Source organism: Chryseobacterium sp. UF-290 (assembly GCF_058245615.1).
In genome coordinates, this window is sequence record NZ_JBSICB010000001.1 from 141,827 (window position 1) to 162,986 (window position 21,160).

At 37.7% G+C, this 21,160-nt stretch carries 18 protein-coding genes; 4 read left to right on the forward strand and 14 right to left on the reverse strand.

All coding sequences use genetic code 11. The annotated features are described in order from the left end of the window. The first annotated feature begins 64 nt into the window (after nt 1–64). Entirely contained in the window at nt 65–1,228 is a 1,164-nt protein-coding gene (locus AC4IF5_RS00625; RefSeq protein ID WP_490730711.1) for an iron-containing alcohol dehydrogenase, read from the forward strand. 315 nt (nt 1,229–1,543) lie between these two features. Further along, nucleotides 1,544–2,005 carry a lipocalin-like domain-containing protein gene (locus AC4IF5_RS00630; protein WP_490730712.1) on the forward strand — a complete coding sequence of 154 codons (462 nt, stop codon included), beginning with the start codon at nt 1,544–1,546 and terminating at the stop codon, nt 2,003–2,005. A 73-nt stretch (nt 2,006–2,078) separates the two neighbouring features. Here the strand turns inward: AC4IF5_RS00630 and AC4IF5_RS00635 are convergent, their stop codons facing one another. After that, complete coding sequence (locus AC4IF5_RS00635) at nt 2,079–2,813, reverse strand: hypothetical protein (protein ID WP_490730713.1); 735 nt, start codon at nt 2,811–2,813, stop codon at nt 2,079–2,081. A 314-nt stretch (nt 2,814–3,127) separates the two neighbouring features. Then, nucleotides 3,128–4,711, reverse strand: coding sequence for a helix-turn-helix domain-containing protein (locus tag AC4IF5_RS00640; RefSeq protein WP_490730714.1), 1,584 nt, complete (start codon nt 4,709–4,711; stop codon nt 3,128–3,130). Between the two features lie 391 nt (nt 4,712–5,102). On the opposite strand from AC4IF5_RS00640, the gene AC4IF5_RS00645 reads away from it, so the two are divergent. Further along, nucleotides 5,103–5,759, forward strand: coding sequence for a GDSL-type esterase/lipase family protein (locus AC4IF5_RS00645; RefSeq protein ID WP_490730715.1), 657 nt, complete (start codon nt 5,103–5,105; stop codon nt 5,757–5,759). Between the two features lie 65 nt (nt 5,760–5,824). Here AC4IF5_RS00645 and AC4IF5_RS00650 read toward each other — a convergent pair whose 3' ends face one another. The 4 genes from AC4IF5_RS00650 to AC4IF5_RS00665 all read right to left on the reverse strand — a co-directional run bounded on the left by AC4IF5_RS00650 (nt 5,825) and on the right by AC4IF5_RS00665 (nt 10,625). Further along, nucleotides 5,825–6,670 carry a DUF5829 family protein gene (locus AC4IF5_RS00650; protein WP_490730716.1) on the reverse strand — a complete coding sequence of 282 codons (846 nt, stop codon included), beginning with the start codon at nt 6,668–6,670 and terminating at the stop codon, nt 5,825–5,827. 97 nt (nt 6,671–6,767) lie between these two features. Further along, the gene (locus AC4IF5_RS00655) at nt 6,768–8,120 is read right to left on the reverse strand and encodes a DEAD/DEAH box helicase (RefSeq protein ID WP_490730717.1); all 1,353 of its coding nucleotides are present in this window, start codon (nt 8,118–8,120) and stop codon (nt 6,768–6,770) included. Between the two features lie 196 nt (nt 8,121–8,316). Then, nucleotides 8,317–8,826 (reverse strand): hypothetical protein, encoded by a 510-nt coding sequence (locus AC4IF5_RS00660; protein WP_490730718.1) that lies wholly within the window; start codon nt 8,824–8,826, stop codon nt 8,317–8,319. A gap of 149 nt (nt 8,827–8,975) precedes the next feature. Beyond that, complete coding sequence (locus tag AC4IF5_RS00665; protein WP_490730719.1) at nt 8,976–10,625, reverse strand: ABC1 kinase family protein; 1,650 nt, start codon at nt 10,623–10,625, stop codon at nt 8,976–8,978. Nucleotides 10,626–10,854: 229 nt separating this feature from the next. On the opposite strand from AC4IF5_RS00665, the gene AC4IF5_RS00670 reads away from it, so the two are divergent. Then, nucleotides 10,855–11,019, forward strand: a complete 165-nt coding sequence (locus AC4IF5_RS00670; protein WP_490730720.1) for a hypothetical protein — start codon at nt 10,855–10,857, stop codon at nt 11,017–11,019. 61 nt (nt 11,020–11,080) lie between these two features. Here AC4IF5_RS00670 and AC4IF5_RS00675 read toward each other — a convergent pair whose 3' ends face one another. From AC4IF5_RS00675 to AC4IF5_RS00710, 8 genes are all read right to left on the reverse strand, one after another. Further along, nucleotides 11,081–12,583, reverse strand: coding sequence for a carbon-nitrogen hydrolase family protein (locus tag AC4IF5_RS00675; RefSeq protein ID WP_490730721.1), 1,503 nt, complete (start codon nt 12,581–12,583; stop codon nt 11,081–11,083). A 353-nt stretch (nt 12,584–12,936) separates the two neighbouring features. After that, nucleotides 12,937–14,466, reverse strand: a complete 1,530-nt coding sequence (gene guaA / locus AC4IF5_RS00680) for a glutamine-hydrolyzing GMP synthase (RefSeq protein WP_490730722.1) — start codon at nt 14,464–14,466, stop codon at nt 12,937–12,939. Nucleotides 14,467–14,662: 196 nt separating this feature from the next. Then, the gene (purD, locus tag AC4IF5_RS00685) at nt 14,663–15,901 is read right to left on the reverse strand and encodes a phosphoribosylamine--glycine ligase (protein ID WP_490730723.1); all 1,239 of its coding nucleotides are present in this window, start codon (nt 15,899–15,901) and stop codon (nt 14,663–14,665) included. A gap of 89 nt (nt 15,902–15,990) precedes the next feature. Further along, nucleotides 15,991–17,508 (reverse strand): bifunctional phosphoribosylaminoimidazolecarboxamide formyltransferase/IMP cyclohydrolase, encoded by a 1,518-nt coding sequence (gene purH / locus AC4IF5_RS00690; protein WP_490730724.1) that lies wholly within the window; start codon nt 17,506–17,508, stop codon nt 15,991–15,993. 176 nt (nt 17,509–17,684) lie between these two features. Continuing rightward, entirely contained in the window at nt 17,685–18,248 is a 564-nt protein-coding gene (gene purN, locus AC4IF5_RS00695) for a phosphoribosylglycinamide formyltransferase (protein ID WP_490730725.1), read from the reverse strand. 75 nt (nt 18,249–18,323) lie between these two features. Then, on the reverse strand, nt 18,324–19,316 hold the full coding sequence (purM, locus tag AC4IF5_RS00700; protein ID WP_490730726.1) for a phosphoribosylformylglycinamidine cyclo-ligase: 993 nt from the start codon (nt 19,314–19,316) through the stop codon (nt 18,324–18,326). 289 nt (nt 19,317–19,605) lie between these two features. Beyond that, the gene (locus AC4IF5_RS00705) at nt 19,606–20,157 is read right to left on the reverse strand and encodes an NADPH-dependent FMN reductase (RefSeq protein WP_490730727.1); all 552 of its coding nucleotides are present in this window, start codon (nt 20,155–20,157) and stop codon (nt 19,606–19,608) included. Nucleotides 20,158–20,260: 103 nt separating this feature from the next. Continuing rightward, nucleotides 20,261–20,989 carry a pirin family protein gene (locus AC4IF5_RS00710; RefSeq protein WP_490730728.1) on the reverse strand — a complete coding sequence of 243 codons (729 nt, stop codon included), beginning with the start codon at nt 20,987–20,989 and terminating at the stop codon, nt 20,261–20,263. Between the last annotated feature and the right edge of the window lie 171 nt (nt 20,990–21,160).

A 21,160-nucleotide genomic window follows, 5' to 3' on the forward strand; every position in this document is an offset into this window, starting at 1 on the left:
AAAGTTTCATTAACTCAAATTTACTTTTTCATTCCGTAAATTTGAATAAAATAAATTTAGAACAATGCTTAATTTCGAGTTTAAAAATCCGACTAAAATACTTTTCGGGAAAGGTGAAATTGCTAAAATTTCCAATGAAATTCCCAAAGATGCCAGAATATTAATGATCTACGGGGGCGGAAGCATCAAAAACAATGGTGTTTACGATCAGGTGAAAGAGGCTTTAAAAGATCATGATCTCTATGAATTTGGAGGGGTTCCTGCCAACCCGGAATATGAAGTCCTGATCAATGCATTAAGCTTTATCAAAGAAAATAACATCACCTATCTTCTTGCCGTGGGAGGCGGATCCGTCATTGATGGTACCAAATTCATCTCTGCAGCAGCCAATTATGATGGTGAACCCTGGGAGATTCTCAGAAAACAGGTAAGAACTTTTGAAGGAGAAGGAATGCCTTTCGGCAGCATTCTGACCCTTCCCGCGACCGGTTCTGAAATGAATTCAGGATATGTGATCTCAAGAAGGGAAACCAATGAAAAGCTTTCTTCAGGAGGTCCCGGGCTTTTTCCACAATTTTCCGTTCTGGATCCTGAAGTGATCAGATCTATTCCTAAAAATCAAATTGTAAACGGAATCACAGATGCCTATACCCATGTTTTGGAACAATATATGACCGCTCCTTCTTCTGCTGATCTCCAGGAAAGAATTGCAGAAAGCATTCTGATCAGCCTTCAGGAAACAGCTCCTAAAGTACTGGCTGACGATTTCAATTATGATGCTGCCGGAAATTTTATGTGGTGCTGCACAATGGCCCTGAACGGACTTATCCAGAAAGGAGTTATCACAGATTGGGCAGTGCATGCCATGGGACATGAGCTAACCGCTTATTTCGGTATTGACCATGCGAGAACTTTAGCAATCATCGCTCCTTCCCACTACCGTTACAATTTTGAGGATAAAAAAGGGAAACTGGCTCAGTATGCTGAAAGAGTCTGGGGCATCAAAGACGGAACAATAGAGGAAAAAGCGGAACTGGGAATCAGAAAGCTGGAAGAATTTTTCCACAGCCTTCACATCAAAACCAGGCTTTCTGAATATACAGAAGACTATAAAGGCACTGCTGAGAGAGTAGAAAAAGCTTTTACAGACAGAAACTGGGTTGGACTTGGTGAATATAAAAAGCTGACTCCGCAGGATGCGTCTAAGATCGTAGAAATGAGCTATTAAAACCAAAACAGAATTAAAGTTTAAGATATAACATTTCAAGTTTTGGCTAAAGCCAATAGATTTTTTAAAATGAAGAAAGCGGGCTAAAGCCCGCTTTCTTCACATCCAGATGTTTACAACAGAATATAGATGCTTAATGACAAAATCTTTTAATAATTTCTTAATCTCTTAATTCCTTAATTCCTTAATTTTAAAAAAATCCCACGCTCTCTTTCAAGAATCACCTTATTTATAAACATTCGTTTAAAAAATAGTGATTTCATTACGGATATTTCAAATTTATTTATATTTTAGCATATTCTTAAATTTGTGAAAATGAAAAAACAGCTACTTTTATTTGCCTTTTCAGCCCTGGCACTTACTTCTTGTAAAGATGATGATCTTCAAGCATACGAAATGGATATAATGAAGGGAGATTGGAAGGAAGTTAAGAGGGAAATAATTTCCGGAAAAGATAATAAAACAGTGCTTAATACTGAGGTTTTAACAGGATGTCAGACCAAGAACACTCTATTCTTCAGAACAGATTATTATATAAGCTATACGGCTTATACAGGAGAAGGAGCAGATTGCCAGCCTTCTGAAAAGAATGAAGGAAGGTATACCTATGATACAGAAACAAAAGTTTTGGGAATTAAGTTTGATGAAGAGGGAAGCATGAACTACAAGATTGATATTTTAACAAGCAAGGATCTCAGACTTGCTCAACAATTCGGAAACTTTGATATCGATGGAGATAAGATTCCAGACGTCACTTATATTACCTACAAAAGATAAATAAATCATAAACTCCCGTTAACCGGGAGTTTTTTTATTATAATTCAGTACTATGTCACGAGATTTTATGATCTTATAATCGTACGATCGTGAGCTGATAGACTCTTGATACATTACCTCTGTTAGTGATGGTATATGTATTGGCAGTAGGTTTTATCACTGTAAAATTGAACTGAGTATCATCGCCTCCGTCTGCACATTGAATGACATTGGCAAAGTTGACATTCCATGTTCCTGAGGTATTTGATCCAACTGGAATAGGGTTGATAGTCGCCGCTCCTATTCTATCCCTGGCTACTCCGGAAACATAACCCAATGTTATACTATAATACACGAAGGTAGATACCATGGTTCTGCCACATCCGTTTGCAGACCGTATGATCATATATCCACTGGGAATATCTACCGTTGATGGTATGGTAATCGTTGACTGTGCTCCTGAAGCAATTGTAACGGTTGCTGTATAGCTGTAAGAGGTTGCATATACGTCACCATTGTCTATACTTCTTGATAAAATATCATAATTACCGGGAGTTTGTCTTAATAAATTTGTTATTCTAAGACTTCCATTTCTGGCCTCTATATCCAGAGCTTTTTGGGGATTGACATTACCAATTCCTACATTTCCGGATGAGGTGACCACAAAGTCATTCAATTGCTGTGTCGCCGTTGGAGCCCCGGTTGCAGGATTATCTTTAGCTCCGTCAACATGGAAAGATGCCTGCGGACTCGTTGTATTAATCCCAACTTGAGAAAAAAGATGAGTAAAACTAATCAATGCGCTAAGAAGAATAATTTTTGTTTTCATAATTAAAATATTGTTTGAATGGCCTGAGCTGGAATATAAAAACAGCTCCGTGAATTGCATTAAGCATCATCATACTTAATGTCTAGTGTTGTGTTGAGAAATTGTGTTCTTAGAATCCTTTAGTAGGTGTGCCTGATGATTTCAGAATTCATGATACTTGAGGTTTTTAATTTTTGTTAATGATAATTGCATTTGTTTCCCGGAAACGATATAAACTAGTTTACTTCCGCAAAGTTATATCTCTTAAACCAGCTTTGCCTGCTTCATTCGGCCTTTGTGTATCAGTATTCGTAATAGTACAATATAAATTCAGATCAGATATCGGGCTTCTTTTCCTTTGACAACCGGGCAATGAAATCTGAAGGGGAAATACCAACTTCTTTTTTGAAGATATAGGTAAACCTGCTATGAGAGGAATAGCCGCAGACATCTGACAAATGACTGATTTTATAATTCAAATATTCGGGATTTTCCTGTAAAAGTTTGATACAATATTTTATCCGCAGAGAATTAATGTAATGGCTGAAACTTTTTTGACGATAATTCTGTAAAATATAATTAATATACCTCGAGTTGGTTTCAAGAAGTGTTGCCATGTTGGCTATTGTAAAATTGCTCTCCAAAAAATCTTTCCCGTTTTCAAATTCGCAGATCTTATTCAACAACGCTCTTTCTTTTTCATCTGACATGATCCTGCCGGTCTGTTTATCATTATCCTTACTATTTTCTTTCTGCAAATTATTAAGAGGTAAAATACTGATAGCAGGAAGCTCATTATTTTGAGTCATCTTTTCAAGTTCGTCCCCTGGTCTTCCTATCCTTTTATAATACAGGTTATAATAAAGAAAAAAGACCAAAACAAAAATAGACAGCAATAGTAACCGGCTATTCCTAATAGCAGCAATGTTATTTTTCTTTTGTTCACAAATTAAAATTACTCTGGCAGCTTCTTCTTTCTTTTTTTGTTTCAGTTGTTTGAGCTTACGGAATAACTGAACATGCACATCAGAATCATCAATATTATTTCCCAGCCTTTCTTCCAGTATCTGTGTAATCTGGATCTGTGAATTGTTCTTTTGAGCTTCATCCAGTGACTTGTCAAACCAAAAAAGAGATGCTTTTCTATCATTGTCCACCCTGATTGCACTGAAACCTTTCACCATATAGTAGGTTGGGGTTACCGGATTATTCTCTTTTTCCATGTTTTTAAAAATCTCATCCGCCTTTTTAATGTAATAATCTGCCTTCTCGGGCATATTGCATTTCAGATAATTATACCCAAGCCGGCTATAGGAGTTTATTAGCAGAAACTGATCATTGAATGTCAGAATATCTTTATTCAGTCGTTTTTCATCAGACATTAAAATATCCAACCTGACAGGTATTGCTTCCTTATAGAAACCTGATTCTTCCAAAAAAGTAGCTTTCTGCTGCTTAATCATGTAAGCAGGAAAGTCTTTATTGATCTTCTTCGATAATCTATTTACTTCTTTTAAACCTTCATTTGTCTGAATGACCAGTCCTGCCTTTTGATAAATGCCAGTGATAAAAAGATTCGCCATGAACTTATCCTCCCAATCCTGCAGAAATGTTGTGATGGAATCAACCTTGTTATAGTATTTCAGTGCTTCGCTCAAACGCTCCTGCTTATATAATCCATCTGCTATTTTAGAATAAGCTTTAGAAAAATCCCTGCTGACCTCAGCTAATTCCAGCATCTTTAATCCTGTCCTATAGATTTTCTCAGCATTGGAGATTCGCATATTGTTCAGACTGTCGATCTTTTTTGAAGTGCCCTGTGTATGGAATAACGGACTGATGAATATGCATAAAAGGATCAATAGCCATGATCCCTGTTTGTTCCTTACAAAAAAAAGTATGCTTATTTGGAATGGCATTTTAATCATTCATTTATAGAGTTTGCCTGACTGCAAAATAACTATATATATATCCAAAAAAGGTGAAATTTGTAAAAAAAATATATCACTATTGCGAAAAACAATATAAATTCTATTTACAGAAGCTCTAAATTTTAGTTATTTTAACTTAAAATCAAACATTCCAAATAAATTAGCTACCAAGCCAAGGATTTCAGGAATGCATAGCCACGAGATTAATAATTTTCTTTGATATTTTTCTTACAATTACCAAAATTATTCCGTAATTTGCTTTCAGGTATTCATTTGTAAGAGTTTTATGATAAAAATAATCTACTGATTTCAGCCAATGAATGACCTTTCTTTTTGGATACAGAATCGTACAACGGATTACCCTTAAAATTTGATTATAATGAAGAAGATCCTTACAGTATTTTTATTGCTATGTTTTACCTTTTCTTTTTCACAGGAAAAAAAGCCAATGTTCTGGCAGGACATACAAAATTTCAAAAAAGCAGATCAGGAAACTCCTCCGCCGAAAGATGCCATTTTATTTATTGGAAGCTCATCCTTCACCAGATGGACGGATGTTGCTGATTACTTTCCTGATAAAGTGATTATCAACAGAGGATTCGGAGGTTCAAGGCTTACAGATCTTAATTATTTTGCGGATGATCTTTTAGCTCCTTATCAACCTAAGCAGATCATCATTTACTGTGGTGAAAATGATTTTGCTGATAATCATCAATTGAAAGCACAGGAAGTGGTCAACAGATACAAAGCCTTTTACAAGAAAATACGTGAGCGATTTCCTGATATTGAGGTTGACTATATCTCGATCAAGTACTCTCCGAGCAGAGAAGTTATCTGGCCGCAAATGAAGATCCCCAATAAAAAGATCGCTGCTTTTATGAAAAAGGAAGCCAATGCGGAATTTATTGATGTGACTAAGGCCATGCAGGATGCCAATGGGAATGTAAGAAGAGATATTTTTGTGGAAGATATGCTTCACTTTAAGCCGGAAGGATATCAGATCTGGAAAAAAGTGATCTACCCTTATTTGAAATAATCTATAGAGCCCTCATTTGAAGGGCTTTATTTTTACAAACTGTTTAGAAGGTCCTTTTGATGAGATCAATTGAATGTCATTATCAGCTCCTTATCACTATTCCTGAAATTTACTTTTCCCAATTTGAAGCTTTTATTCAATTTGTTTTTTGTTTTTAACCGTAGTTCTTTTATGCCAGATATTTTATTTTGAGCCAGGATAATGGTAAGCCGGACCGAACCTATCTGAAAAACAGAAGAGTCTTTAAGTTGGGTGATAGGTATTATCCCAAAGCTGTCCAGCTCTTTCGCCAGCTTATGATAATCTTCAGCAGTACATTCCAGAACGATGGCTGAGAGATCGGTAACTTCTCTTTTTTGATCAAATGCTTTTTCCAGAAAAGCTTCCCTTGTAAAGAACGGATACTTTTTATGGTATAACTGGGTTAAAAATTCAGGGTTATAAAAAGCATACCATGTGGCTATACTTCCTTCTAAAGCAGTATAATAAGCAGAATACCACAGCACTTCTTCCCCTGCAAAATTCCACATCGCATTATTTCTGCTGAATGTAAGATCATTGGTTTTTAATTTTTTCCCTATATCATCAGAAAATGCTCCCGGCGTATCCCAGGAAAAGCCGATTCCTACAGATCCTACTTTTTCCCCGAATCTGTTATCAGGTCCCATTACTTCAATATATGTCGATTTTCCACGTAAATATAATGTAGTACTTTGCTGATCTATCGGCAGAAAATCAGGAAGCCCTTTATCCAGACTGCTCCATTTCGCCAATTGCTTACTGCCCCTGATTTCGTTAAAGGAAACAGAATCCAGTACAAAATAAATATGATTCACTTTTAAAGCTTCTTCCTGTCCAAAGACTTTGTTTCCTAATGCAATAAGAAAAATTATAAAAAAGTACCTGCCCATATTACAATCAATTATAAATCATTATTTTTCAAATACATAGGCTAATATACATAAAAAAGCAGGAATTACGTCCTGCTTTAAGAGTGCTTTATAATGATTATTTCTTTCTCTTTGATTTAGATTTTGCTTTCTGCTGAGCTCTGTTGGCCCCGAATTTCTTAGGTGCTTTTCTTTTTGAAGGTCCACCCCAGTTTTCTTTTGTATTTTTTGCCTTTTTCTCGTGGAAAGCGCTCCCGCCTTCATTCAGTTTTACCTGCGCAGGGTTTTTCATGACCACTTCATCTTTCTCAGAGGCAATTTTATTAGGATTGATCTTAACGCCTTCAGGGAAGTTATTGAACTTTAAATCCTTATCCATCAACAGTTCGATATTAAGAATCAAAGGTTCTTCTTTTTTCGTTACAAAAGTGACGGCTTTCCCTTCCTTGTCCGCTCTACCTGTTCTACCGATCCTGTGAATATACTGTTCCGGAATATCCGGTGTCTCAAAATTGATCACATGGGTAATATTTGAAATGTCAAGACCTCTGGCCATTACATCTGTCGTAATCAGTCCTCTGATCTCTTCATTTTCAAATCTCTTCATCGCCTTAAGCCTGTAGTTTTGAGATTTATTGGAGTGTATCACATCGAACTGCTCAGGGAAAAGCTCATCGATCTTGGTAAAGAGCAGATCAGCATGCTTTTTATTGTTATTGAAGATCAATACTTTGGACATATCCTTATCATTCTTCAATAAGTTTTCCAGTAAATTGATCTTTGTATTGAAATTTTCAACTTTATAAGCAGTCTGCTCAATTTTTTCAAGCGGTGTTCCGGATCTTGCCAATGAAATTTCCACCGGACTGGCAAAATATTCATCCAGCATTTCATCCACCGCCTCTGTCATGGTTGCAGAGAAAAGAATATTCTGTCTCTTCTCTTTCATCATTTCAAAAATATGGGTAAGCTGTGGTCTGAAACCTAAGTTAAGCATTTCATCAAACTCATCAATGATCAGCTTCTGAACTTCTTTCAGGGAAATAGCATTATCGATGGAAAGGTCCATCACCCTTCCCGGAGTTCCCACCAGGATATCACAGCCATCGTTGAACAGCAGCTTTTGAGTGTTGATATTTTTTCCACCATATATTCCAATGACTCTTGCAGTAATATTTTCTGTCAGTTTCTCAATGATTTCCGTTACCTGTACCACCAGCTCTCTTGTAGGAACAAGCACCAAAACAGTTGGATTTCCTGTCTTGCTGTATTTCCAGGTTTTCAGTACGGGCAAAAGATAAGCTAATGTTTTTCCGGTTCCTGTCTGTGCAATTCCCATTACATCTCTTCCGGAAAGGATAGGTTTCAAGCTCTTCTCCTGAATAGGGGTAGGCTCAAATAATTCCATATCCGCTAAAACATCAAGAATTTTAACCGGCAGGTCAAAATCTGCAAAAGTGAGTTTTTCCATTTTGCAAAGATAGGTATTTAATTAGAAGTTAGAAATCAGAGGTTAGCCAATAGTGAATTTTGCTTCGCAAGTGAATGGTGAATTCTTTAGGATATAAGAATCAAGAACCAAGAATCAAGAAACTAGACTAGAGATATCGGGGAGAGAACTGTACACTCAACTTTATATTCTCAACGCTGAAATTGGTAATTCCTTTTTAATTGATCTTTACGCTTTTGCTGCTGATTTTAATATCATCATCTTTCCATTGGCTGGTCGTGATAATGACATTTCCTTTCTTTTCCGGGTCCTTTTTAATTGGAAATTTGTCTTCTTCCCACTGATTACAATGGGTGGAAATAGGAGAAACCAGTGGTTTCCATCCTGTTTTATTGGAGGTATACACATGGAAAGGATGCCAGCAACTGGTGCACCAATTGGGATAAAAGCCTATATCATCCTTACCGTCATTATTGAGGTCTCCCAGGTTATATAAAGTTCCGCCTTTGGCTGGTGAGATAATGAAAGGCTTTATATTTTTATCGCTAAAATAAATGGTGGTTTCACATTTCCCTTCACATTCATCACCACAATCACTGACTTTTGTATAGGCATATTCTTTTGAACCGTTTCCGTCAAAATCTCCCTGGATTTTCTCTTCACTTCCTTCCTGCGCCATAATAAGCGTGCAGCAGAACATTGAAGTTGTTATGATCAGTTTTTTCATGATTATATCTGTTGAATTGATGTGCGTGGGGATTTCAGGTTAGAAGTTATAAATTATGTGGAGACAAATTATAGCATCATATAGTTCCCTTTCAACCTGCGCCGCTAACTTCTAACTTCTAACTTCTAACTTCTAACTTCTAACTCCCATCACTTTCTCGTCACCCTCAACAAAAGTATTAAAACTAAAATTACTGAAAAAATAAAGCCTAAAACAGCAACCAGAGACAACTCTCCTATTCTAGGTCCTGATTCTGAAACAAATACGATCGCTGTCGCAATGATATTGGCTCCCAGGATCATCGCTAAGATCAAATTGGTTACGCTGGATTTAATCAGCTGGTTCGTTTTTTCTATATTTTTGATCTCACTGGAAACGGTAAACTTATTTTCATCCAGCTTTTGAAGAACCGAACGAAGTTCTTTCGGGATTTCATCCACATTATCTGTGAAATTCATCATTCTGTCCATCCCTGTTTTTAAAAGGTTTTTCGGACTGATTTTTCTGGTGAAGATCTTTTTGGTATAGGGATGAAGACTTTTTACAATATCCAGGTCAGGGTTGATATTTCTGCCGACTCCTTCTATCAGGCTGATTCCTTTGAATAAAAGATAGAAATAATCCGGCATATAAAGTCTGTTGTCCTTTAAAATATCTTTCATTTTGTTGATGATGACCTGGACGTTGATTTCCTGCAGGGACGAGCTATGCACAAAGTTCAGAATATCTTCCACATCATTCTCAAATCTTCTTTCATCAGGAATTTCATAGCTTACCGCCATTTTTTTGAGATAACGGACGATTTTATGCGGGTTTTTCGCCACAAAGCTTACAATCAGGTTTTCAAGGATCTCCTTATCATTAGGCTGGATTTTTCCTACTGCCCCAAAGTCAATGAAAACAATTTTTCCGTCTTTTTTTACCAGAATATTTCCTGCATGCGGATCAGCATGGAAGAATCCATAATCTAAAATCTGAGAGACAAAGAGCCTTAATCCGGTTTCGGAAACTTTTACCGGGTCAATATCATTGGCGAGAAGAACAGACTTATCCGTTACCTTTATTCCATCGATGAATTCCATACAGAGAATATTGTTGTTGGAAAACTCATCGTACACTTTAGGAACATAAGTTTCTTTATTGTTTTTAAAATTGAGACGGAACTGCTGGATATTATTCTTCTCATTGATCAGGGAAACCTCTTCCAGCAGGGATTTTTCAAAAGTGGAAATGGCCTGTTTCAGATTAAGCTTCTCTCCTATTTCCGAATAAGCAGATATCAGCCTTTCAATATCCTTGATCAAAAGCAGGTCGTCTTCAATGACAGACTGTACATCCGGTTTTCTGAGCTTCAGGATTACAGGACTTCCGTCTTTTAACACAGCTTTATATACCTGTGCAATGGAAGCGGTAGCCAAAGGTTCTTTCTGAATTTCCCGGAAATGGTCTTTCACAGAAATATTGAATTCATTTTCCAGCGCTTCTTCTACATTCATATCTACCATATCCACCTTATCCTGAAGCTTCTGCAGCTCCTGGATCAATTCCGGTGGCAAAAGGTCTTCCCGGTTGCTGAATGTCTGCCCAAGCTTTACAAAGGTAGGCCCCAGTTCTTCCAGAGCCAGCCTGATCCTTTCATAAACCGTCCCTTTTGAAATAACTTCATCAGAATTCCCGGACGCCTCTTCCTGTTTATTTCCTCCGTTCATTCTTGCCAACAGATCTTTAAAACCGTATTTGCTTAATACGGAAATCAGCCTGGCAGATCTTTTCAGTTTTCTTTGTTGCTTGTCAAACATAATATATCAATAGTAGGTGCAATTTACTCCAAAAAGTGTTCCTAATGCTATTTTTATGCCGGGAGCCTTTTAACTCGTATGTAAGCCATTAACAACCTTAATACAAAATCAACATATTACACCATTACACCCAAACATAATAATAAAAACATTACATTATTAACAACATATAATATATTTTTCTATATTTACACCGTACAAACATTAAAACAAACAAAAATATTACATCATGAAAAATTTACGTAACAGCAAACTTTCAAGAGAGCAATTAAAAAGTATTTCAGGAAACGGGATCATCATTGGAAACTGTTCAAACCAATGCTGCCCTACTGACGGAAGACCAAGATGCCCGAAACTGATATGTCCTGCGGTAGTATGCCCACAGTACATGTAATTTATTTTAAATTAAATTTTAGGTAACAATAAAAAACAGAATGCAAATGCATTCTGTTTTGTTATTTAAGGTAGGTTTCATACAAATCCTTTCTGCGGTCTTTCATCACCTGAACAGAGCCGTTATGGTGCAGATCTTTCAATAGGTTCAAATCTACATCTACAATTAAAGTCATTTCGGTATTAGGGGTAGCCTCTCCTTTTACCGCATTGGACGGAAAGGCAAAATCGGAAGGAGTAAATACGGCAGCCTGCCCGAACTGGATATCCATATTATTAACCTTCGGGAGGTTCCCCACACAGCCGGCAATGGCGACATAACATTCATTTTCTATCGCTCTTGCGGCGGCACAGTGACGTACTCTCATATAAGCATTCTGGGTATCTGTAAGATAAGGAACAAACAGAATCTTCATTCCCTGATCAGCTAAAATTCTGGGTAATTCCGGGAATTCTACATCATAACAGATCACAAGTCCTATTTTCCCGCAATCAGTATCAAAGACTTTTATTTCATTGCCTCCTTTCATTCCGTAATATCTTTTTTCGTTCGGAGTAATGTGGATCTTCCGGTACTCATCTATACGTCCGTCACGGTGAAGAAGATAGCTCACATTGTACAGATCATTGTTTTCAAAAACAGGCATACTTCCTGAAATAATATTCACGTTGTAACTGATGGCCAGCTCTGAAATTTTTTCTTTGATCTGTTCGGTCAGTTTTGCCAGCTCTATCATACTATCACGCTCTGAAAGTTTATTAAAAGGAGCCAGCAAAGGAGTATTAAAGAGTTCCGGAAACAGCACGAAGTCTGATTTATAATCTCCCATTACATTGACAAAAAACTCTACCTGCTCATAAAAGACCTCTATATCTTTGAAAGTCCTCATCTGCCATTGTACCAGGCCAAGACGGATAATGCTGTCCTGCATGGTATTGGGCCGTTTGCTGTAGTAAATATTATTCCATTGCAAAAGGACGGCATTTTCTCTGGAAGCCTCATCTTCGGGAAGGTATTTTTTCAGAACTCTGATCGGAAGAAAATTATTGGAAAGCTGGAAAGACAATACAGGATCATAGATCTCTTTATCTCTTACTTTCCGAATATATTCTCTTGGAGAGAGCTCATGGCTGTATTTGTGATAGTTCGGAATTCTTCCGCCCAGAATAATGGATTTTAAGTTTAATAATTCGCACAGTTCTTTGCGTGTATCATAAAGCCTTCTTCCAAGGCGTAGCTCACGAAATTCAGGATCTACGAAAACTTCTATCCCATACAGAACATTTCCTGTAGAGGAATGGGTATTGAACGTATAATTTCCTGTAATATCACTATAGGTATGGTCATCCCCGAATTCTTCATAGTTTACTATAATAGAAAGAGCCACAGCAGCCAGTTTTCCATCTACTATAATACAGATCTGTCCATTGGGAAATATTCTTGTCAGTTTTTCAATACTTTTTTTAGACCAAATGGATTCCGACATTTGCGGATAGGCCCGTTTCATCGTTTGTGCCAGTTCATCATAATCCTGAAGGGTCAGGTTCCTTGTTTCTATTTGCATTTGATGTAATTTTACTTAAATTTAGGGAAAAATTGTATTAACAGGCAATTACTAAGCAAAACATTAGCCAAAATATCAATTAGAAGTGGCAATAATTTTTCTGAATCAAAGTGAATATCCTATTTGTAAAAAAACTTTAAACAAAGGACAAGATGTTGTTTTATTTCCATCTTTTACTTCGGATAAGAATAATAAGTTTTACCTATTTAATGATGAGGGGATTCACCGTTCTTGTTTGCAGAAAACAGAAATTGGTATAAAAGCATTAAAGTTTTTAGAAACAAAATTTCCAATATAAACAAAAAAATCCCACCCAAAGCGGGCAGGATTTATATTCTAAATTCAAGTCAAAATTATTCCCACTCAATGGTTGCAGGCGGTTTGCTTGAAATATCATAAGCGACTCTGTTGATTCCTCTTACTTCGTTGATGATTCTGCTGGAAACAGTATCCAAGAACTCATAAGGAAGTCTGCTCCATGTTGCTGTCATAAAGTCTATGGTATTGGCAGAACGTACTACAGCGGTGTATTCATAAGTTCTTTCGTCTCCCATTACTCCTACAGATTTTACCGGAAGAAGGACTACGAATGCCTGAGATACTTTTTCGTAAAGGTCATTTTTATATAATTCTTCGATGAAGATATCATCAGCTTCCTGAAGGATTCTTACTTTTTCAGCATCTACAGCTCCCAATACCCTGATTCCTAATCCAGGTCCCGGAAAAGGGTGCCTGTATACCAAGTGGTGAGGAATACCTAATTCTTCGCCTACTTTTCTTACTTCATCCTTGAAAAGCTCTCTTAGTGGCTCTAACAGTTCAAATTCCATATCTTCAGGAAGTCCTCCAACATTGTGGTGAGACTTGATCACCGCAGACGGTCCGTTTACAGACTGGCTTTCGATCACGTCAGGATAGATAGTTCCCTGAGCCAAAAACTTAGCGCCTTCAATTTTATGGGACTCTTCATCAAAAACATGGATAAATTCGTTTCCGATGATCTTTCTCTTAGCTTCAGGATCGTCTACTCCTGCTAATTTTGAAAGGAATCTTTCTTTAGCGTCAACCATTTTAATGTTCATATGGAAATGCTCTCCATATTGATCCATGACTTTTTTACCTTCATCCTTTCTCAATAATCCCGTATCTACAAAGATACAAGTCAGCTGGTCACCAATTGCCTTATGGATCAGAACTGCCGCGACAGAAGAGTCTACTCCTCCTGAAAGCCCAAGGATCACTTTATTGTCTCCTACTTTCTCACGGATTTCTTCAACGGTTCTGTCAATATAATTCGTCAGCTTCCAGTTTCTGTCTGCATTACAGATTCCGAACACGAAGTTTTCAAGCATTTTCCCTCCTTCTTCAGTATGGGAAACTTCCGGGTGAAACTGAACACAGTAGATTTTACTGTCTTCATTAGAGATAGAAGCAATTACGCCTGATTTTGCATTCAATTCAAAACCTGCAGGTAATTCCCCTACTTCGTCAAAGTGGCTCATCCACACGACAGAGTTCTGAGTAACTCCCTTTAATAAAGAGCTTTCTTTAACGATTTCAAGGTTAGCCTTTCCGTATTCTCCTTTTTCTCCCTTGTTTACTTTTCCTCCTAAAAGGTGGGCCGTCATCTGCATTCCGTAGCAAATCCCCAACACAGGAACTCCCTGTTCATATAATGCTTTTTCTACCAGGTGGGCGTTTTCCGCATTCACAGAGCTTGGTCCTCCGGAAAGGATAATCCCTTTTGGCTGTTTTGCTAAAATATCTTGTAATGGTGTATTGTAAGGTAAGATTTCAGAATATACTCCCATCTCACGGATTCTTCTTCCGATAAGCTGGTTGTACTGGGATCCGAAATCTAAAATAATAATACCGTTGTTCATTTTTGATGATTGATAAATGATGATTAATAAATGATAGAGCTCTTGGCCGCTGGCAAATAGCTTCTGGCTTGGAAAACAGGTCTAGTATCCACCTCTAGCAGCTAACTTCTAGCCTCTAAGTTCTAACTTCTTTATATATTAACTGTCTTACAAAAAAAGACTTGGAATGTCTCCAAATCTTTTTTCGTGATTTTTATTAAAACTTTCCGATGTCTTCTCTGTAGAAGCCGTAATCGAAATGTACGTGACCTGCGTCTTCGTAAACTTTTTTGCGGGCCTCTTCATAGGTAGCTCCCGTAGCCACAATGTTCAGTACTCTACCGCCATTGGAAACTACTTTGTCACCTCTTCTGACAGCACCGGCATATAATAGTTTGCTATGCTTTAATTTGTCTTCTCCTGTAATTTCAAAGCCTGTTTCTATGTTTCTCGGATAACCTCCTGAGCACATTACAAGACAAACCGCTTTTTCGTCCTTGAATGTAAGCTCAATGTCTCTTCCTTCCATACAATCCTGGATCACATCCAGAAGATTGTTTTCCATAAGGGCCATCAGTACCTGAGTTTCAGGGTCTCCGAATCTCATGTTGTATTCAAGAAGATAAGCTCCGTTTTTCGTTACCATCAATCCGAAGAAGATGATTCCTTTGAATCCGAAACCTTCAGCTTTAAGACCTTTAATGGTAGGTTCCAGGATATTTTTCTCAAAATCCGCATAGTGCTCCTGAGTAAACTCCGGGCTTGGTGCTACTGAACCCATACCTCCTGTATTCGGTCCCGTATCTCCGTTTCCTGCTTTTTTATAATCTTTTGCCGCTACACAAGGGAAAAGTTTTTCACCATTAGAGAAAGCAATGATAGAAGCTTCAAAACCTTGTAAATATTCTTCGATAACTAAACGGATACCGGCATCACCATAAATTCTTCTGATCATGAAATCATGGATGGTAGCTTCAGCTTCTTCAAGGTTGTCACAGATAACAACACCTTTTCCACCTGCCAAACCACTTGCCTTGATCACTAAAGGATATGGCTGTGTCTGCACATATTCTTTAGCTTCGTTATAGGAATCAAATACCACAGCTTTCGCTGTTTTGATATCATAGGTCTGCATAAATTTCTTAGAGAAAGCTTTACTTCCTTCAAGACTTGCCACTTTCTGGGTAGGGCCAAAAACTTTAAGATCGTGTTTCTTAAATTCGTCCTTCAAACCAGCTACCAACGGAGCTTCCGGACCTACGATCGTAAGATCAACCTTTTCTTTAATAGCGAAATCTCTAAGTTCTTTGATTTCTGATAAATGAACATTTTTCCCTATTGCATCGGTAGTAGCATTCCCGTTGGCAAAAAACATTTTAGTAATTCTGGAATCATTCTGAAGCTTTGCCGCTAAAGCAGATTCTCTACCGCCTTCACCTATGATTAATATTCTCATACTTTATTTATTATCTAGTCTTATTTTACAAATATATAATTTTGAATGCTAAAAATACAATCCCTGATTATTTTTTAATTCTATTTTAATTAGTGGAAAAAGTGTCTCACTCCTGTAAACATCATTGGTATACCATGCTCATTTGCAGCCTCTATACTGTCCTGATCTTTTACACTTCCACCCGGCTGGATAATTGCCTTGATACCTTCCTGAGCACAGAAATCTACTACATCACGGAAAGGGAAAAAAGCGTCTGAAGCCAATACCAGATCTCCGGAGAATTTTTCTTTTGCTCTTTCGATAGCCTGCTGTGTTGCCCAGATTCTGTTGACCTGTCCGCCCCCGATACCAAATGCCTGGATCCCGTTGGAAACAACAATTGCGTTTGACTTCACATACTTCACAACTCTCTGAGAGAAAAGCAATGCTTTTTTCTGCTCTTCCGTAGGCTGTACTTCCGTAACCACTTTGATATCGTCAGAGAAATGAGTATCGTTATCCTGAACCAGAATACCACCGTCAACCTTCACCCAGGTCTGTTTGTCAGAAACAGGGTTTACGATCTTAATGATTCTCAAGTTCTTCTTTTTTCTTAAAATTTCCAGCGCTTCTTCATCGAATTCCGGAGCCATTACGATCTCAAGGAATGTCTTATTCAGTTCTTCAGCTGTTGCTGCATCAATTTTATAGTTCATTGCAACAATTCCGCCAAAGATGGAAACCGGATCACATTCGAAAGTTTTCTGGTAGGTTTCCAAAGCTGAAGTTCCAATTGCCACACCGCAAGGGGTAGAGTGCTTTACGGCACAACAAGCCATTTCTTCTTTGAACTCATTGACTACTTTCCAGCAAAGGTCCATATCACGAAGGTTGTTGAAAGAAAGCTCTTTACCTCCAAGCTGCTCGAAATCTTTCATTGCACCGTTCTCAAAAGTAGAAACGTAGTAAGCCGCTGTCTGGTGAGGGTTTTCACCATATCTAAGGTCAGAAACCTTTTTGTAAGAAGCATTTAAGTACGTCGGGTATTCTTCATCTAAAAGCATTCTTGAAATAGCAGCATCATAAGCTGATGTAAGATTGAATACCTTTCCTGCAAGCTTTTTACGGGTTTCGATATACGTATCTCCGTTTTGCTCCATTTCCAGCCTTACTGTTGTATAATCTTCTACGTCTGTAATTACGGTAACAGAGTCAAAGTTTTTCGCTGCAGAACGTAGCATTGACGGTCCGCCGATATCGATAAACTCAACTTTCTCATGTAAAGAAATGTCTTTGTTCACGTTTTCGAAGAAAGGATAAAGGTTTACGATCACCATGTCGATCAGACCAATGCCGTGCTCCTGAACTGTTTTCATATGTTCCTCATTAGCACGAACAGCTAAAAGTCCTCCGTGAACTTTAGGGTGCAATGTTTTCACTCTTCCGTCCAGCATTTCAGGGAAATCGGTTACCTCATCAATCTGAATAGGATTTAAACCAGCGTCTTTCAAATGTTTGAACGTTCCTCCTGTGGAGATCAGCTCATAATTCTGAGCTTCTAAAAACTGTGCAAATTCTGTTAATCCGCTCTTGTCAGAAACACTGATTAAAACTCTCTTTTTACTCATTTTACTTTCAATTTTTTACTTTTCACAGCTATTTCAAACTGTCTCCGGGTCTTTCACCTCCGGGCTTACTTTTATTTTACTTAGATTTTTTTATTAATGTAACAATGTATCAATCTAGCAATGTAACAATACCTTTAGCATTGGTAAACTGTTACACTGGTACATTGTTATATTTATTAATTTCCCAGGACCTTACTGATCGCTAAAGGAAATATCTCATATTCGATCTGGTGAACTTTCTGTGCCAAGGTTTCAGGAGTATCATCAGCGGTCACTTCAAAAGATTTCTGAAGAATAGCTTCTCCTTCATCAATGCCTGGAGTTACAAAATGTACCGTTGCTCCACTCTCTTTTTCTTTAGCTTCAATCACGGCGTTGTGAACATTCATTCCCCACATTCCTTTTCCTCCGAACTTCGGAAGCAATGCAGGATGAATATTGATAATTTTCCCATTCCATTTTTCACAGAACTCAGGTTTTAAAATGGATAGGAATCCTGCCAGTACGATCAGATCCGTATCTGCCGGAATTACTTTCGCCAATTCACTGCTGAAATTCTTCCCTCTTGGAATCAGAATGTTTTCTATATTATGGTTCTTCGCTCTTTCCAATCCATAGCATTCTCTGTCAGCGATTACCAAAGCTACTTTTGCATTCTGAATTTCTCCGGCCTCAATAGTATCAATGATCCTCTGCAGATTGGTTCCTGAACCGGATACGAGTACAACGATGTTCTTCATATTTTTTGTAAAAGGTAAAATGTATTCATGTATTAATGACTTCCAACATCATGAATACATTTTACGTTAATACATTTATACAGTTAAGTTTATTTTCTCCGCTCCTTCCGTGATCTCACCGATTTCGTAAGCATCATCCAAAAGGTGTAATACTTTTTCAGCATGTTCAGCATCTACAACGATGACCATACCTACTCCCATATTGAAAGTACCGTACATTTCTTCACGGGCTACACCACCTCTTTTCTCCAACTCAAGCATAACACCAGGAATTCTGATCTTAGATCCGTCTATAGAAGCACAAAGTCCTTCAGGGATGATCCTTGGAACATTCTCATAAAGACCTCCTCCTGTAATGTGAGCGATTCCGCTTACTGCCACTTCTTCCAATACTTTATGAATATCTTTATAATATAGTCTTGTAGGTACTAATAGGGTTTCGTATAAAGGCTTTCCTTCAAACTCCTCTTCGAAGTCCGGGAATACTTTTCTTACTAAAGAGAATCCGTTTGAGTGGAACCCAGAGCTTGGCAATGCAATAATTTTGTTACCTGCCTTGATCCTGGAACCGTCAATGATCTGGTCTTTTTCTACAATTCCCACACAAAATCCTGCCACATCATAATCTCCCGGCTGGTACATTCCCGGCATTTCTGCAGTTTCACCACCAATCAGCGCACAGTTGTTATCTTTACAAGCATTCACCATTCCTAAAACGATTTCAGCCGCGATTTCAGAATCAAGCTTTCCGCAAGCCAGATAATCTAAGAAAAACAGAGGCTTGGCTCCATGGCAAAGAATATCATTGGCACACATTGCAAAACAGTCTATACCGATAGAGTCATATTTTTTAGTATCCAAAGCTACCTTCAGCTTTGTTCCTACTCCATCCGTTCCTGAAACAAGAACCGGATTTTTGTATCCTCCGATCTCATAGAAAGCACCAAAACTTCCCAAATGATTCAATACGTTGGAATTGTGGGTTTCACCGACCGCTTTTTTGATCTTGTCAACCGTTTTGTATCCTTCTTCTTTGTCTACTCCTGCTGATTTGTAAGTGTTGCTCATGTTTAATAATTTATAATAATCTAGCAATGTAACAATCTAATTAATATAACAATGAGTTGAATTGTTAGACCAGTACATTGATAAATTGATACATTACATATTTACTTTTAATACTCGATTTAGAAAACAAAAAAGCCGACAATCTTTTCAGATTATCGGCCGTTATTTTATCTCAGAATTTCAGAGCCCACAACTTTCCCTTTATGAGAAAAACATTGTTTATAGGAGGTCTGAATTTTCATCTCTTTTCTTTTTGCAAAAATAGTAATTTTAAATGAATATTCAAATTCTATTTTTCAAGGATGGTTTCAATAGCCGCAATCTTCTTAATTTTCTCCTTCAATTCACTGTTTTTCTCTTCATTAGAAATTTTCTGAGCTGCTTTGTCAAAGTTATCATTAAAGAAAGGAAGGGAAAAAGTTTCTACCACATTTCCTCCGTGAGAAGGGAAACGCTTCGACGCTGCTTCCAAAACTCCTGCTCCGCCTCTCCCTCCGGGAGATGTAGACATCAATAGCATTGGCACTTCATTCCAAACGGTTCTGTCCTTGATTCTGGATACCCAGTCGAATACATTTTTGAATGCTGTAGAGTAAGTTCCGTTATGCTCCGGAAGGGAAACCAACAATACATTGGCTGCATCAATCTTAGCTGCGAAGTCACGTGCTTCCTGAGGAACCCCTCCTGCTAATTCTCTTTCATGTTTATAGATCGGCATTTCGAAAGGATTCAGATCCACTACTTCTGCTTCTGCATTTTCAAATAATGTAGATGCATAGGCTACCAACTGCTTGTTCATTGAAGCTTCTGAGTTACTTCCTGCTATTGCTAAAATTTTCATACGTAGATATTTATTTTTTTATTAACTGCAATCATTCTATAAGGGGTATTCCGCTAATGAAGATCACATTGTAGGTTACATTTAAGGATACAAATTTAGTTTTTTATTTAAGATATGACGGCAATTCCATGGGTACTTCCATCAATAATATTTCAGTGTCTTCCACTGCTTCAATATTAAAGCTTTGGGTGTCCCATATTCCCAACCCGTCTCTTTCATTGAGAATACGGTCTCCTACTTTTGCACTTCCTTTCAGAACAAAGGCATAGACTCCGTTTCCTTTTTTGTTGAGCATATAGTTTTTACCATTTCCTTTCTTGAAATTAGCCAGATTAAACCATGCATCCTGATGGATCCAAACCCCATCATCATTTTTATTGGGAGATAAGATCTGCTGAAATCCATTGATCTTTTCTCCTTCTTTGATGCTTTTCTGATCGTATCGCGGCTCAACATCCAATTCTCTCGGGAAAACCCAGATCTGGAGAAATTTCACCTCTTCATCTTTATTTTTATTGTATTCGCTGTGCTTAACACCGGTTCCTGCACTCATCACCTGGATTTCTCCTTTTCTGATCACCGCTGTAGTTCCCATAGAATCTTTATGTTCCAGATCTCCTTCTAAAGGAATGGAAATAATTTCCATATTCCTGTGCGGATGTGTTCCGAATCCCATTCCCTGAGAAACGGTATCATCGTTCAATACTCTCAATACCCCGAAATTCGTTCTGTCGTTGTTTTGATAATTGGCAAAACTAAAGGTATGGTAAGAATTTAACCACCCATGGTTGGCATGGCCTCTTGAATCTGCTTTATGATATACTGTTTTCATTTTTGTGATTATTTATGGTACAAATGTACATCTAATGGGGATTAAAAAAGTTGATATAGGGTAAGAAAGGATATTGTGTTGGGTATAAAGGCTAAGAAAGCAAAGGAAGCTGAGAAGGCTAAGATGGAGAAGATAGCTAAATACGGAAGGTAAATTATTACAAGATGTAGT

Bases quoted from the DNA above. Each gene is read 5' to 3' on its own strand.
- AC4IF5_RS00625 (WP_490730711.1), top strand. From the start codon at position 65: ATGCTTAATTTCGAGTTTAAAAATCCGACTAAAATACTTTTCGGGAAA.
- AC4IF5_RS00630 (WP_490730712.1), top strand. From the start codon at position 1,544: ATGAAAAAACAGCTACTTTTATTTGCCTTTTCAGCCCTGGCACTTACT.
- AC4IF5_RS00635 (WP_490730713.1), bottom strand. From the start codon at position 2,813: ATGAAAACAAAAATTATTCTTCTTAGCGCATTGATTAGTTTTACTCAT.
- AC4IF5_RS00640 (WP_490730714.1), bottom strand. From the start codon at position 4,711: ATGCCATTCCAAATAAGCATACTTTTTTTTGTAAGGAACAAACAGGGA.
- AC4IF5_RS00645 (WP_490730715.1), top strand. From the start codon at position 5,103: ATGAAGAAGATCCTTACAGTATTTTTATTGCTATGTTTTACCTTTTCT.
- AC4IF5_RS00650 (WP_490730716.1), bottom strand. From the start codon at position 6,670: ATGGGCAGGTACTTTTTTATAATTTTTCTTATTGCATTAGGAAACAAA.
- AC4IF5_RS00655 (WP_490730717.1), bottom strand. From the start codon at position 8,120: ATGGAAAAACTCACTTTTGCAGATTTTGACCTGCCGGTTAAAATTCTT.
- AC4IF5_RS00660 (WP_490730718.1), bottom strand. From the start codon at position 8,826: ATGAAAAAACTGATCATAACAACTTCAATGTTCTGCTGCACGCTTATT.
- AC4IF5_RS00665 (WP_490730719.1), bottom strand. From the start codon at position 10,625: ATGTTTGACAAGCAACAAAGAAAACTGAAAAGATCTGCCAGGCTGATT.
- AC4IF5_RS00670 (WP_490730720.1), top strand. From the start codon at position 10,855: ATGAAAAATTTACGTAACAGCAAACTTTCAAGAGAGCAATTAAAAAGT.
- AC4IF5_RS00675 (WP_490730721.1), bottom strand. From the start codon at position 12,583: ATGCAAATAGAAACAAGGAACCTGACCCTTCAGGATTATGATGAACTG.
- guaA (WP_490730722.1), bottom strand. From the start codon at position 14,466: ATGAACAACGGTATTATTATTTTAGATTTCGGATCCCAGTACAACCAG.
- purD (WP_490730723.1), bottom strand. From the start codon at position 15,901: ATGAGAATATTAATCATAGGTGAAGGCGGTAGAGAATCTGCTTTAGCG.
- purH (WP_490730724.1), bottom strand. From the start codon at position 17,508: ATGAGTAAAAAGAGAGTTTTAATCAGTGTTTCTGACAAGAGCGGATTA.
- purN (WP_490730725.1), bottom strand. From the start codon at position 18,248: ATGAAGAACATCGTTGTACTCGTATCCGGTTCAGGAACCAATCTGCAG.
- purM (WP_490730726.1), bottom strand. From the start codon at position 19,316: ATGAGCAACACTTACAAATCAGCAGGAGTAGACAAAGAAGAAGGATAC.
- AC4IF5_RS00705 (WP_490730727.1), bottom strand. From the start codon at position 20,157: ATGAAAATTTTAGCAATAGCAGGAAGTAACTCAGAAGCTTCAATGAAC.
- AC4IF5_RS00710 (WP_490730728.1), bottom strand. From the start codon at position 20,989: ATGAAAACAGTATATCATAAAGCAGATTCAAGAGGCCATGCCAACCAT.